10 protein-coding genes are annotated in these 13,378 nt (G+C 71.5%); 4 read left to right on the top strand and 6 right to left on the bottom strand.

The window, feature by feature from the left end; translation table 11 throughout:
- Positions 1-30: 30 nt before the first annotated feature.
- Entirely contained in the window at positions 31-2,043 is a 2,013-nt protein-coding gene (locus tag KIH74_RS09950; protein ID WP_214155520.1) for a penicillin-binding transpeptidase domain-containing protein, read from the bottom strand.
- Between the two features lie 47 nt (positions 2,044-2,090).
- Here KIH74_RS09950 and KIH74_RS09945 point away from each other — a divergent pair, with 47 nt between their 5' ends.
- From KIH74_RS09945 to KIH74_RS09930, 4 genes are all read left to right on the top strand, one after another.
- Complete coding sequence (locus KIH74_RS09945) at positions 2,091-3,956, top strand: alkaline phosphatase D family protein (protein ID WP_372492016.1); 1,866 nt, start codon at positions 2,091-2,093, stop codon at positions 3,954-3,956.
- An 812-nt stretch (positions 3,957-4,768) separates the two neighbouring features.
- Positions 4,769-5,806 carry a PadR family transcriptional regulator gene (locus KIH74_RS37595; protein WP_214155518.1) on the top strand — a complete coding sequence of 346 codons (1,038 nt, stop codon included), beginning with the start codon at positions 4,769-4,771 and terminating at the stop codon, positions 5,804-5,806.
- A 319-nt stretch (positions 5,807-6,125) separates the two neighbouring features.
- Positions 6,126-7,055 (top strand): proteasome assembly chaperone family protein, encoded by a 930-nt coding sequence (locus tag KIH74_RS09935; protein ID WP_214155517.1) that lies wholly within the window; start codon positions 6,126-6,128, stop codon positions 7,053-7,055.
- Positions 7,056-7,154: 99 nt separating this feature from the next.
- Complete coding sequence (locus KIH74_RS09930; protein ID WP_214155516.1) at positions 7,155-7,355, top strand: DUF397 domain-containing protein; 201 nt, start codon at positions 7,155-7,157, stop codon at positions 7,353-7,355.
- Positions 7,356-7,439: 84 nt separating this feature from the next.
- Here KIH74_RS09930 and KIH74_RS09925 read toward each other — a convergent pair whose 3' ends face one another.
- From KIH74_RS09925 to KIH74_RS09905, 5 genes are all read right to left on the bottom strand, one after another.
- Positions 7,440-8,270, bottom strand: a complete 831-nt coding sequence (locus KIH74_RS09925) for a phosphatase PAP2 family protein (RefSeq protein ID WP_214155515.1) — start codon at positions 8,268-8,270, stop codon at positions 7,440-7,442.
- Positions 8,267-9,880, bottom strand: coding sequence for an ATP-dependent DNA ligase (locus KIH74_RS09920; protein ID WP_214155514.1), 1,614 nt, complete (start codon positions 9,878-9,880; stop codon positions 8,267-8,269). The genes KIH74_RS09925 and KIH74_RS09920 overlap by 4 nt, the downstream gene beginning before the upstream one ends.
- 71 nt (positions 9,881-9,951) lie before the next feature.
- Complete coding sequence (locus KIH74_RS09915; protein ID WP_214155513.1) at positions 9,952-11,607, bottom strand: ABC-F family ATP-binding cassette domain-containing protein; 1,656 nt, start codon at positions 11,605-11,607, stop codon at positions 9,952-9,954.
- 42 nt (positions 11,608-11,649) lie between these two features.
- A complete protein-coding gene (locus KIH74_RS09910) occupies positions 11,650-12,054 on the bottom strand; it encodes a YccF domain-containing protein (protein WP_214155588.1) in 405 nt (134 codons plus the stop codon).
- A 100-nt stretch (positions 12,055-12,154) separates the two neighbouring features.
- Positions 12,155-13,378 (bottom strand): pyrophosphate--fructose-6-phosphate 1-phosphotransferase, encoded by a 1,224-nt coding sequence (locus tag KIH74_RS09905; RefSeq protein ID WP_214155512.1) that lies wholly within the window; start codon positions 13,376-13,378, stop codon positions 12,155-12,157.

The following is a 13,378-nucleotide window of genomic DNA, read 5'->3' as shown; positions in this document are numbered from 1 at the left end:
GACTCTACCGACATGCCCCATGGGGGAGAATTACGACGCGAGATCGGTCAGGAACTTCTTCACCAGAGGCACCGCGGTCTCGGCTCCGAAACCGCCGTCCTCCACCACCACGGCGAACGCGATGTCGCCCTGGTAGCCGGTGAACCAGGCGTGGGTCTTGGGCGGGTTGTCGCTGCCGAACTCCGCCGTACCCGTCTTGCCGGCGACCGCCCCGCCCGGCACGTTCTTGAGTGCGGTGGCCGTGCCGTTCGTCACTACGCCGCGCATCAGCGAGCGCAGCGTCTTCACTGCCGTGGCGTCCAGTTTCACGTCGTCGACCGAGCCCACCGCGGCGCTCGCCGAGCCGGTGGAGCTGCCCGAGTCGTCGGCGCTGTCGTCAGCGTCCTCGTCGTCCGTGCTGTCGTCACCGGTCGTGCCGTTCAGCACCAGCGTGGGGGCGTGGTAGGTGCCGGAGGCGACCGCCGCCGAGGCCCCGGCCACGGCCAGCGGGCTGGCCAGCACCTTGCTCTGGCCGATCATCGAGGCGGCGTGCTCCACCGCGTCGCCGTCGGTGGGCACCGAGCCCAGGAAGGCGGTGACGCCGGTGGCGTTCGGCTGGCCGTACCCGATCGACTTGGCCGCCTTCGCCAGCTCGCCCTGGTCGATCAGCTTGGCGCTGCCGACGAACGCGGTGTTGCAGGAGTGCGCGAAGTCCACGGAGAACTTCACCGCGCCGAACTCCTCGTCCTCGGAGTTGCTGAACGTGCGGCCGCCCACGCTGATCGTCTTGGGGCAGTTCACGGTCTTGTCCGCCGTCATCCCGCCGTACTCCAGCAGGCCCAGCGTGGAGGCGATCTTGAAGGTCGAGCCCGGCGGGTACTGGCCGAGCAGGGCCCGGTTGTAGCTGTTGCCGTTCGAGCCGCCGCCGTTCGCGATGGCCAGCACGTTGCCGGTATTCGTGTCGATCGCCACCATCCCGGCCAGCTTCTTCGAGGTGGCCAGGGCCTTGTCGGCGGCCTTCTGGATGTCTTCGTCGAGGGTGATCTTCAGGTCCTCGCCGGCCGCGGCCTCGGCCCGGTAGAGCTCCTTGCCCGGGTCGGCGCCCGCGCCCTTGGCCGGGACCGCGGTGACCACCACGCCCGGCGTGCCGGACAGCTGCTCGTCGTAGGTGCGCTGGAGGCCGGACAGGCCGGTCTCGTCGCCGGCCTGCACCCGGCCGCCGGACTCCTCGACGATGTCGGCGGTGGCGGCTCCGACCGTGCCGATCAGCGGCCGGGCGAAGTCGGAGGTGGGGGCCAGGGACAGCTGCTTCTCCTGGAACACCGCGCCGGAGATCGGCTGGAGCTTGCTCTTCAGCTGGTCGTAGGCGGCCTTGCGCAGGGTGATCGCGTCCACGAAGGTGTCGGCGGAGGCTGCCTTCACCCGCTTCAGCAGAGCGGCGCCGTCCACCCCCACCACGCTGGCGACCTGGTTGACGCTGTTCTCGACGTTGTCGGCGGCCGACTTCTGGATGCCGACCACGACCACGTCACGGTCTTCGACCAGCACCTTGTCGTCGGCGCCGAGAATGCGCCCGCGCGAGCCGGTCAGCGTGTCGGCCTCCAGCGTGGCACCGGCGTACTCGCCGGTGAGGTCGGGGTGCACCAGCGACGAGCTGTACTGCGGCAGCCAGGCGTCCTCCTGCTCGGCCAGCGTCAGCGTGGTGTCGTACTCCCACTTCTGGTCGCCGGCCAGCGTCCAGGTGACGTGCAGCGGCACGGTCGCGGTGGTGCCGTCCTCGGCCTGGGCCGGCTCGCCGACGGTGACCGCGGTGGGCTTGTCGGTCTTCTCGCTCGTCAGGCCGGCCGTGAGGGTCTGGATCGACCCGGCCGGGTCCTTGGCCTTGCCGGTGGCGAAGCCCAGCGAGCCGAGCGTGCCGCCGGTCCAGGCCCGGCCGAACGCCTCGGCCGCGGTCTTCTGTGCCGCGCTGTGGTCCTGATCGCGTAACAGGTACAGGGCCGCACCCCCTGCCCCCGCAACGACCAGCACGGCCACCAGGACGTAGATCAGCACGCGACGGTTCACGATGCCCGACGGTAGCGGCCGAGCCGGGCCTGCGGTACGAAGGGGACGTGCCCTCCCTGATCCTCGGTCCTGTCCTACGGCACGTAGGCCCCTCTCACGCCACTGTCTGGGTCGAGGTGGACACCCGCTGTGAGGTGTCCGTGCTCGGCGCCCAGGAGACGACCTTCGAGGTCAGCGGCCATCACTACGCCCTGGTGCAGGTGACCGGCCTGCCCGAGGGGGCGGTGCTGGACTATGACGTGCGTCTCAACGGTGACCTGGTGTGGCCACCGGTGCGAGATTCGGAACAGTCTCGTACGCCCGGCGTGTCGGAATCCGGTTCCCCGAGTTCGTCCGGTCCCTCGGCACTTTCACAGTCGGGTCACAGGTCCCGGCGGGTCACTGGGCTCCCGTCGTCCACCATTCGGACGCTGGAACCCGGGCGCGCCCAGCGGATCGCCTTCGGCTCGTGCCGGGTGCCCACACAGCGCACGGTGGAGGGGCGCCGGAAGTACGGGGTGGACGCCCTGGAGGCCTATGCCGTGCGGATCGCCACCGATCCGGACGGGGGCAGGCCGGACCTGATGGTCATGCTCGGCGACCAGGTCTACGCCGACGAGACCACCGAGCTCACCCGGCAGCGCATCGCCACCCGTCGCGACCTGTCGCAGCCGCCGGGCGGTGAGGTGGCCGACTTCGAGGAGTACACCTGGCTCTACCACGAGTCCTGGAGCGACCCGCAGATCCGCTGGCTGATGTCCACCGTGCCGACCGCGATGATCTTCGACGACCACGACGTGCACGACGACTGGAACACCTCGCGCTCCTGGCGGGCCGACGTGAAGAAGACGTCGTGGTGGTCCGAGCGCATCCTCGGCGGCCTGGTGTCGTACTGGGTGTACCAGCACATCGGCAACCTCTCGCCGGACGAGCTGGCCGACGACGCGGTGTACCAGCGGGTGCGGGCGCTGGCGGCGGAGGGTGAGGACGCGGCGCCGTACCTGCGCGAGTTCGCCGCCATGGCCGACGCCGAGGCCGACGGCGGCAAGGGCTACCGCTGGTCGTTCTGGCGCGACCTGGGGAACACCCGGCTGGTCGTGATCGACTCCCGGTGCGGGCGCATGCTCGACGGCGGCACCCGCTCGATGCTGTCGGACGCCGAGTTCGACTGGGTGTCCGACCGGGTCATCGGCGACTACGACCACCTGCTGATCGGTACCTCGCTGCCCTGGCTGATGGCTCCGGCCGTACACCAGGTGGAGGCGTGGAGCGAGCACCTGGCCGAGGGGCCCGGCCGGCTGCGGTCCGGATTCGGCGAGAAGCTGCGCCGGGCGGCCGATCTGGAGCACTGGCCGGCGTTCCACGACTCGTTCGACCGGCTGGCCCGGCTGATCGCCGACGTGGCCGCGGGCGAACGCGGCTCGCGGGCGCCGGCCACGGTCTGCGTGCTGTCCGGCGACGTGCACCACAGCTACGTCTGCGAGGCCGACGTGACCCCGCTGATGGGGACGGTGCCCGCCGAGCCCTCGAAGGTGTACCAGCTGACCTGCTCGCCGGTGCACAACACGATCCCGGGCGTGATGCGCCTGGCGTTCAGCGTGTCCTGGACGCGTCCGGTCACCCGGCTCGCCCGGGTGCTGTTCACCCGTCCCCGCACCATTCCCGAGACCCTGATGCGCTGGTGGGTGGTCGGCGGGCCGCTGTTCGGCAACGCCATCTCCACCCTGGTGCTGGAGGGGCGCGCCGCCCGGGTGGTGCTGGAGTCCACCCGCGCCGCCGAGCCCCTGCCTCCGCGCAACCGCCTCACCGTGGCCACGCCCGGGCACGAGCCGGACAATCAGTGGGCGCTGACCGAGGACGACTGGGACCCGGCCCGCTACCCCCTGGATGTCGAGGTGGCGCGGGATCTTTCGCAGGATGCGGGGGCGGGGTAGGCCGGGTCTCGCGGCGGGGGCGGGCTTCCTCCCGCTGCGGGCCCAGCCGCCCTTGATCTGCTGGATCTGCTGATCTGCTCGATCCGTGACGCCGGCGCCCTCGGCCGTATCGGCGCCACCTGCCCGCTCACCTACTAGACGTCGATCGGCACCAGAAGGCCGGATCTCCCCGTGACGGCGGGCTTGCGTCCCTGCGGTCGGGTGCTTGCGTCACTCCACCTCGGGGGCTTGCGCCTCTCGGCCCCGGCGAGCCCGCGTTCCTTCGTGCCTGTGGGCCGGCGTTCCCTCCTGGCTGGTGAGCCGACTTTCCTCCTGACTGGTGAGCTGACCTCACTTCCGGCCGGTGAGCCGATTTCCCTCCTGGCTGGTGAGCCGATTTCCCTCCCGGCTGGTGAGGTGACTTCCCTCCCGGCTGGTGAGGCGACTTCGCGTCGCGTCCGGGGGTCGGCTGGGCTCCGGGCCGGCGGGTCGGCGTCCCTCTCCGTCTGCGGGGCGGCGTCCCTTCCAGGCCGGTGGACAGGTTGCCCTCCGGACCGGTGGACAGGTTGCCCTCCAGGCCGGTCCGCCGGCGCCCTCCAGGTCTGCGCCCTCCGCCCCGCCGGATCCGATGCCGGTGGGCTCTCCCGCCCATGACGAGCGGGCGCCCGCCCCACATTCCCCCTGGGAACCCTATCGACAGCGATACGTTAGCGATATATCGTCAACGTATCGATAGAAGGGGGACGGCGATGAAGAAGCGCCGATCAGAAGTTCTGGGAGCCGGTCTTCGGGCCGTGGCTCACCGACGGACGACAGCTCGGAAGGAGCAGCAGATGCGCACGCAGGAGAACGAGCAGACGCAGGAGTACAACCACGACGGACCGGCCTGGGGTTCCCCGGACGGGTCCGGCGACGGTGAGCGGCCGGGCCGCGGAGGCGGTGGCCGCCGGGGCCGTGGCCGGTTCAGCCCCGATCGTGAAGGCCGTGAAGGTCGTGAGGGCAGGCCGGAGTTCGGTCACCGTCGCCACGGCCACCGGCACGGCCCGGGTTCCGGGCGGGGCCCTGGCTTCGGTCCTGGCTTCGGCCCTGGGTTCGGGCCGGGCTTCGGGCCTCGGGCCGCTCGCGGCGGGATCGACCCGAACGACTTCCCGGAGGACGACGACCACCGTGACGAGTTCCGCGGGGGCGGTCCGTTCCCCGGCGGACGGCGGGGTTTCGGCCGGTTCGGTCCGGGCGGTTTCGGCCCCGGTGGGTTCGGTCCGGGTGGGTTCGGTCCGGGCGGTTTCGGCCGTGGGGGCTGGGGTCCCGGCGGTGACGGACCGGGCCGGGGCGGCGGTCGGGGCCGGGGAGGGCGTCGTCCCCGGGGCAACGTCCGCGCCGCGATCCTCGCCCTGCTGGACGAGGAGCCGCGTCAGGGCTACCACGGCTACGCGATCATGAACGAGCTGACCAAGCGCAGCGGCGGTCTGTGGCGCCCCAGCCCGGGGTCGGTCTACCCGGTGCTCCAGCAGTTGCAGGACGAGGGGCTGGTCAAGGCGGAGGACGCCGAGGGGGGCCGCAAGGTCTTCTCGATCACCGACGCCGGGCACGAGACGGTCGGGCAGAACCCGGCGGAGCACACCGAGCCCTGGTCGATGGCCGGGCCCGGGCAGCGTCAGCGGGTCATGACCCTGTTCGAGGGCATGGGCGCGCTGGGGCAGGCGACGCAGCAGATCGCCCAGCTGGGTTCCGACGAGCAGGTCGAGCGGGCCCGTGAGGCGCTCGACGAGGCCCGCCGCCGGATCTACCGCATCCTGGCCGAGGACGAGCCGGTCCCGCCCACGACGCCGGCGCCGGAGTCGGCGCCGGGTGAGAAGGGCGACGCGGAGTAGTGCGGGGCGACGGTGCGCCCGGACGCCCGGCCGGGTGGTCCGGACGCTCCAGGGCGGGAGGTCGCACATCGGTGGAACGCACCGGTGTGTGACCTTCCGTGACCGCACGGTGAGCCGGGCGCACGCCGACCGCGCCGGAACGGCCTGTTCGCTGAGAGTGGACACCGAATCGGGGATTCAGCGACGGGCCGGTAGCGTTATACGCGCCGGGTGCCCGTTTCTGAGCGTCGATGCCTGAGTCGACGCCGTCGCGGAACGGGCCGGAACGAGCACAATGCGCGACGGTGGTAGCCGCGCCCGGCGATGGAGGAGGACGCTCGTGCTGGATCCCAGGGATCTGTACACGCTCGCCGAGGAGCAGCCCGAAGAGGGAACGCTCGAACGCCCCGTGCTGGTGCACGCTCTCGGCGGTTTCATCGACGCGGGCAACGCCGGCCGGCTGGCCGGGGAGCACCTGCTCAGCTCGCTCGACCACAAGGTCGTCGCGACGTTCGACGTGGACCAGTTGTACGACTACCGCGCGCGCCGCCCTCCCATGACGTTCATGGAGAACCACTGGGAGAGCTACGAAGCGCCGCAGCTCGTGCTCGAAGAGGTCAAAGACGTGCAGGGCCAGGGGTTCCTGATGCTGACCGGCCCGGAGCCGGACATCCAGTGGGAGCGGTTCGTGGCGGCGGTGACCCAGCTGGTCGAGCACTACGACGTGCGGCTCACCCTGGGCATCCACGCGATCCCGATGGCCGTGCCGCACACCCGGCCCTCCGGGATGACGGCGCACGCCACCCGCAAGAACCTCATCGACATCAAGAACGTGTGGCAGGGCAACGTGCAGGTGCCGGGCAACGTGGCCGGTCTGCTGGAGCTGCGGCTGGGCCAGGCCGGCAAGGACGCGGCGGGCTTCGCCGTGCACGTGCCGCACTACCTCACCCAGGCCGAGTTCCCCGACGCCGCGGTCGCCCTGGTCGACGCGGTCGCCGACGCCTCCGACCTGACCCTGCCCACCGGCACCCTGATCGAGGCGGGCATCGAGACCCGGGCCGCGATCGAGGAGCAGGTGGCCGGGCAGCCCGAGGTGGCGGCAGTGGTCAGCGCCCTGGAGCAGCAGTACGACGCCTACGTGGCGGGCGAGGCCAACGCCCTGCCGCTCGCGGACCGCACGGGTGAGCTGCCCACGGCCGACGAGCTGGGTGCCGAGCTGGAGCGCTTCCTGGCCGAGGAGAACGAGCGCAAGGGCCGCGGGGACGCCTAGAGCGGGTTGGTCACATCGGGGTCGATCCGTGTGACCGACCGCGACAACACTGGGTACGCTGCCGATGTTCGGTGATTTCCGGAATACGGGGAGTTCGCGATGAGCATCGACAGCACATGGATCAAGGCGAGCGGCGCTGACAACAGCGACGAGTTCGTCGAAATGCGGCGCAACGGCGAGATGATCGAGGTGCGCTACTCCAAGCAGGGCGAGACCGGCGACGTGCTCTCGTTCACTCCCGGTGAGTGGGACGCGTGGCTCGACGGCGCGAAGAAGGGCGAGTTCGACCACCTCGTGTAGTCGGCTCGCCGCTCGTCGTCGGTGGCCAATGGTGGACGACGCTGAGCTCCTGACCCGCTCGGCGCCGTCCCGTTCGCTGCCCGGTCAGTTTTTCGGCCCGGCCGGCTGTCTGCGCGGCCACAGCTGGAGCGTGCTGCTCCGGCTGAACGCCACCAGGGTGATCATCAGCACCGACAGGCCGAAGAAGTACCCGCCGACCACGTCGGTCAGGTAGTGCACGCCGAGCCCGAGCCGGTCGAGCGCCACGAACACCGGGAACAGCAGGGCTGCCAGCCACAGGGCCACGCGCCCGCCGGTGCCGCGAACCGACCGGCCGTCGGAGGGCAGCCGCACGTGGTGGCGCAGACTTGGCTCCAGCAGCACCAGCACGATGCCCGCGAACATCACGGCGTTGGTGGTGTGGCCCGACGGGAAGCTCGACCCCGAGGCCAGGTAGATCGGGTCGGGCAGGTCCGGGCGGGTGCGGTCGACCAGCAGCTTGATCAGCGGATTGAGCACGCCACCGATCACCAGGGTGGCCGCCATCCAGGCCACGGCCCGGCGCGCCCCGCGCCGCCAGAGCAGCACGGCCAGCACCAGGAACACGGCGCGGATCACGAACGGTTCCGTGAGATGCCCGATCACAGTGAGCACGTCGCCCAGCAGCGGCCGGTCCAGCACGTAGCCGTGCAGGCCGGTGGACACGTCCTGGTCGATCTCCGGCACCTCGGGCAGCACCGTGGCCACCAGCACCAGGATCAGCACGAACCCGCCGAGCAGCGTGGTGCCGAGGAACAGCAGCAGCCCGGCGAGGACCAGCCGGCCCTCGTGCTCGGGCGGGGCGTCATCGGTCAGATCGTGCGAAGTGATGTGCCCGGCCTCCCGCACCCCGGCTGTTCCGCCCGTGATCGCCCCGGTCTCGTCGTCGCGCGTCAACCCTGCTCCGTTCCCTCGGACCCGTGCGCCGTGACGGCGCCGTCTTCCTCTTCGACCACGTGATGGGCCCGCACCGTCGTGATGGTGTCGGCCTGCGCCGCGGGCTTGTCCGGCCGGTGGGCCAGCACCCGGGCGAACCGCAGGGCCAGGCCGGCCGGGTAGCGCGGCGAGCGCTGCACCCCGTCGAAGGCGATCTCGACCACCAGCTCGGGACGCACGTGCACGACCCACGTCGACTCCCGCTCGGCCAGCTCGCGTAATCGCTCGGTCTGCCAGGCCAGCATCTGGTCGGTCAGGCCCTTGAAGGTCTTGCCGAGCATGACGAATCCGCCCGGCGGCCCGTACTCGCCCTCCGGGTCACGGGCACCCAGATGCAGGTTGGACAGCCTGCCGGTGCGCCGCCCGTGCCCCCACTCGGCCGCGAGCACCACCAGGTCGAGCGTGATGCGTGGCTTGACCTTGACCCAGCCCGCCCCGCGCCGGCCCATGGTGTAGGTCGCGGCCAGCGACTTGACCACCACACCCTCGTGGCCCCGGGCCAGCGTGTCGGCCGAGAACGCCTGCGCGCGGGCCACTTCGGCGGCGTCGGAGGGGTCTTCGACCAGGTGCCGGGGGACGACGAGGTGCGGCGCCGCCGCCTCCAGCCGGGCGCGCCGGGCGGAGCCCGGCAGGTCGATCAGGTCGTCGCCGTCGACGTGCAGCGTGTCGAACAGCGTGAGGCTGAGAGGTGTGGCGGCGCGGCCCTTCTCGACGTCGCGCCGGGCCACCCGGGCCGAGGTGACCTGGAACGGTGCGGGCCGGCCGGTGGCCGTGGTGGCGAGCACCTCGCCGTCCATGATCGTGGTGCCGGCGGTGAGACCCCTGGCCGCCTCGACCACTTCGGGCACCCGGGCGGTGATGTCGTCGAGGGTGCGGGTGAACACGGCCACCTCGTCGCCCTGCCGGTGGATCTGCACACGCACCCCGTCGAGCTTCCACTCCACGCCCGCCGGGCCGGTTTTCGCCAGCGCGGCGTCGAGCTCGGGGGCGGGCGCGGCCAGCATCGGTGCCAGGGCCCGGCCGACGGAGAGCTGGAACGCGGCCAGGGCGCTCGCACCGCCCTCCAGCGCGGCGGCGGCCACGTCGGGCAGGTCGCCGTGCACGGCGAGGGCCCGGCGCACCGAGGCCAGGGGAACCGCGGCGGCCGAGGCCACGGCGTCGACCAGCAGCCCGGCGGCGGCGCCCTGCCGCAGCTCGCCGGAGATCAGGCCGGTGAGCAGGCGCTGCTCGGGCGCGGTGGCGGTGGCCAGCAGCGACGTGACGATGATCTGCCGTTCGGTGGCCGAGCCCGGCCCGGTCAGCAGCGAGGCCCGGGCCAGGGCGTCGTCGACCTCGCGCACCGTGAGCGTGGGCTGCTGCGCGGGCGGGGGAGCCGACCGCAGCGACGCCCAGCCCAGACCGGTGCGGCGCTGGAAGGTGCGCCCCGAGAGCCAGGCCGCGACCACCGGCGCATCGGCGCCCGGCCCCGCCGCGGCCTGCCGCAGACAGGTTGCCAGCAGCGCGATCTTGTCGCGCCGGGCGGAGGCGGCGGCCACGGCCTCGGAGGCCGCGGCGATCTCGGAGAGGAGCACGGCACTACTCTGCCCGCGACCACCGACAACAACACTTCGACCTGATCACCCGGGGTGGATCGATGTGGCGGTCACTCCTCCCGGACGGTGCCCACCCCGTTCTCTGCCGACACGCTCAGGCGCCTCGTCACCCGCACCGCCTCCAGCATGCGCCGGTCGTGCGAGACCAGCAGCAGCGTGCCGCCGAACGACTCCAGCGCCTGCTCCAGCTGCTCGATGGCCGGCAGGTCGAGGTGGTTGGTGGGCTCGTCGAGCACCAGCAGGTTGACCCCGCGGGCCTGGAGCAGCGCCAGCCCGGCCCGGGTGCGCTCACCGGGCGAGAGGGTGCCGGCCGGTCGCAGCACGTGCCGCGCGCCGAGACCGAACTTGGCCAGCAGGGTGCGCACCTCGGCGTCCGGCCAGTCCGGCACGTGCGCGCCGAGGGCCTGCGCCACCGTGGCCTCACCGGTGAAGGCCGAGCGGGCCTGGTCGATCTCGCCGACCACCACGCCCGAACCCAGCGAGGCCCGTCCGGAGGCCGGCTCGACGCGTCCCAGGAGCAGGGAGAGCAGAGTGCTCTTGCCCGAGCCGTTGGGACCGGTGATCGCGATCCGGTCGGCCCAGTCGATCTGCAAGGTGACGGGCCCGAGGCGGAAGTCGCCGCGCTCGACCACCGCGCCGTCCACCGTTGCCACCACGGCGCCGGAGCGGGCGGCGGTGGCGATCTCGAACTGGAGGGTCCACTCCTTGCGTGGCTCCTCGACCACCTCCAGCCGCTCGATCATGCGCTGCGTCTGACGGGCCTTCGCCGCCTGCTTCTCGGCCGACTCGGCCCGGAAGGCGGGCACGAACTTGTCGTTGTCGGTCTTCTTGCGCCGGGCGTTGCGCACGCCCTTGTCCATCCAGCTGCGCTGGGTGTGGGCGCGTTCCTCCAGCCCGGCCTTGGTGTCGGCGTAGTCCTCGTAGGCCTCGCGGGCGTGCCGCCGGGCCACCTCACGCTCCTCGAGGTAGGCCTCGTAACCACCGCCGTACACGCTGACCTGCTGCTGGGCCAGGTCGAGCTCGACCACCCGGGTCACCGTGCGGGCCAGGAACTCCCGGTCGTGACTCACCACCACGACTCCGGGGCGCAGGTCGGTGACGAAACGCTCCAGCCGGGCCAGGCCGTCCAGGTCGAGGTCGTTCGTCGGCTCGTCGAGCAGGATGACGTCGTAGCGGCTGAGCAGCAGCGAGGCCAGACCGGCCCGGGCGGCCTGGCCACCGGACAGCGAGCTCATCGTCGTCCCCAGGCCGCCGACCAGACCGGAACGCAACCCGATCTCGTCGGTGACCTGCTCGGCCCGCTCGTCGAAGTCGGCCGCGCCGAGCGCGAGCCAGCGCTCCAGCGCCACCGAATAGGCGTCGCCGTCACCGCCGTTCGCGAGTTCCTCGGTGGCGGAGTCGAGCTCGGCCTGGGCCCGGGTGATGCCGCAGCGCCGGGAGAGGAACTCCAGCACGGTCTCACCCGGGCGCCGCTCGTGCTCCTGCGGCAGGTAGCCGACGGTGGCCTGCTCCGGGCTCAGCGAGACCTTGCCGTTCTCGGCATCGTCAAGCCCGGCAAGGATTTTCAGCAGGGTGGACTTGCCCGCCCCGTTGGCCCCGACCAGGCCGACCACGTCGCCGGGGGCGACCACCAGGTCGAGACCGGTGAACAGCTGACGGTCGCCGTGCCCGGCGGCGATATCGCGGGCGAGCAGTGTTGCGGACATGGGGAGAAGACTCGTGCATCCCCGCCCCTCAGCTCAAATGGGTTACGCCCAGACCACCGGCACGGCCCGCGGGTCGTCGGAGGAGACGACCTCCTTGCCCAGCGGGGCCAGGGCGACCAGGGCGAGCTTGATGTTGGCCCAGCCGAACGGGATGCCGACGATGGTGACGCACAGGGCGATGCCGGTGACCACGTGCCCGATCGCGATCCACAGACCGGCGAGCAGGAACCAGAGCACGTTGCCGATGAGCGACGGCGTGCCGGCGTCGTGCTGCGCCACGATGGTGCGGCCGAACGGCCAGAGCACGAACCCGGCCAGGCGGAACGACGCGATCCCGAACGGGATGGTGACGATCAGCACGCACATCAGCAGCCCGGCCAGGGCATAACCGACGGCCAGCCAGAAACCGGCCAGCACGAACCAGATGACGTTGAGGACGAACCGGATCAGACCCACAGCACTACCTCTCGAACAATGACGAAACGCCCACCGGCCCTGGAGACGTTCCCGGGCCGGTGGGCGTTGCACCGGAGTTCTGCCGGCAGTTCTAGTGGCTGGTGCTGACCGGCTTGCCCTTCTCCTGGCCGATCGCGCCGAGCAGCTCGCCGAACCAGGCCTGCCCGGTGTCGAACGGCTTGCCGCCCCTGATCCGCGGGAACTCGATCGCCCGGAGCCGGTTGTCCTGCTCCTCGTCGTGGCCGATCACGCCGCTGACCCGGGCCAGCGCGCTCTCCACGGCCAGGTCCACCATGCCCTTGATCAGGCGCAGGTCCTCGCTGTTCGCGGCGGCGGCGCGGGAGAAGTAGCCGCTCTTCTGCACCAGCACCTTCTCCGCGCCGAGCTTCTCGGCGAACTGCTGGGCGAACCACTGGCCGGGGTTGATCGTGTCCAGCTTCACGTGGCCGAACGCGTCCTTGGCGGGCTCCTCGCCGCGGGCGGTCATCTCCGCCACGATCGAGTCCACGCCGGCGCCCTCGGACAAGAAGATGTTGACCGCGCCGGTCGCGTCCATCTGCGCCCGCAGCCGGGTGGCCTCGGCCTCGATGTCGATGTCGAGCTCCGGCACGAACACGGCGTGCACGTCCCAGGTGTTCTGCTCGTTGCCGAACCCGGCGTACTGCTGGGTGGTGACCCACTCGCGGTACTTGGCGGCGGTGGCGGCGGTCAGCCAGCCGCAGTTGCGGCCCATCACCTCGTGCACGATGAGCATGCGCAGGTTCGAGGAGTGCTCGGCGATCACGTTGCGGGCGAACACGGCGCCCTGCTCGGCCGCCGTCCAGGCACCGAGGCTCTGGCGGATCGGCACCACGTCGTTGTCGATCGTCTTGGGCAGGCCGACCACGGTCAGCTCGTAGCCGTTCTCGTGCAGGTACGCGGCGAGGTCGGCGGCGGTGGTGTTGGTGTCGTCACCACCGATGGTGTGCAGCACCTGCACGCCGTCCTTGGTCAGCTGCTCGGCGGCGACCTTGAGCGGGTCCTGGCCCTCCTTCACCAGGCCGCGCCTGACGCAGTCGGCGACGTTGGTCAGCTTGACCCGGCTGTTGCCGATCGGGCTGCCGCCGAAGTTGTGCAGCAGCGGCGCCTTCTCGCGGATCTCGGGGGTGACGTCGAGGTGGTCGCCGGCGAGCAGGCCGGCGTAGCCGTTGCGGTAGCCGATGATCTCGACCTCGGGGGCGATCTCGGTGTAGCGCTCGATCAGGCCCCCGACCGAGGAGGACAGGCAGGGGGCCAGACCACCTGCGGTGAGCAGTGCGACACGACGAACGGACAT

The sequence above is a fragment of the Kineosporia corallincola genome, assembly GCF_018499875.1.
In the GTDB taxonomy this organism is placed as follows: domain Bacteria; phylum Actinomycetota; class Actinomycetes; order Actinomycetales; family Kineosporiaceae; genus Kineosporia; species Kineosporia corallincola.
This window is presented reverse-complemented; position numbering and strand designations above follow the sequence as displayed.

Coding starts and splice junctions, on each gene's coding strand:
- KIH74_RS37595 (WP_214155518.1), top strand. CDS start 4,769: ATGCGCACGCAGGAGAACGAGCAGACGCAGGAGTACAACCACGACGGA.
- KIH74_RS09930 (WP_214155516.1), top strand. CDS start 7,155: ATGAGCATCGACAGCACATGGATCAAGGCGAGCGGCGCTGACAACAGC.
- KIH74_RS09915 (WP_214155513.1), bottom strand. CDS start 11,607: ATGTCCGCAACACTGCTCGCCCGCGATATCGCCGCCGGGCACGGCGAC.
- KIH74_RS09905 (WP_214155512.1), bottom strand. CDS start 13,378: ATGTCCGTTCGTCGTGTCGCACTGCTCACCGCAGGTGGTCTGGCCCCC.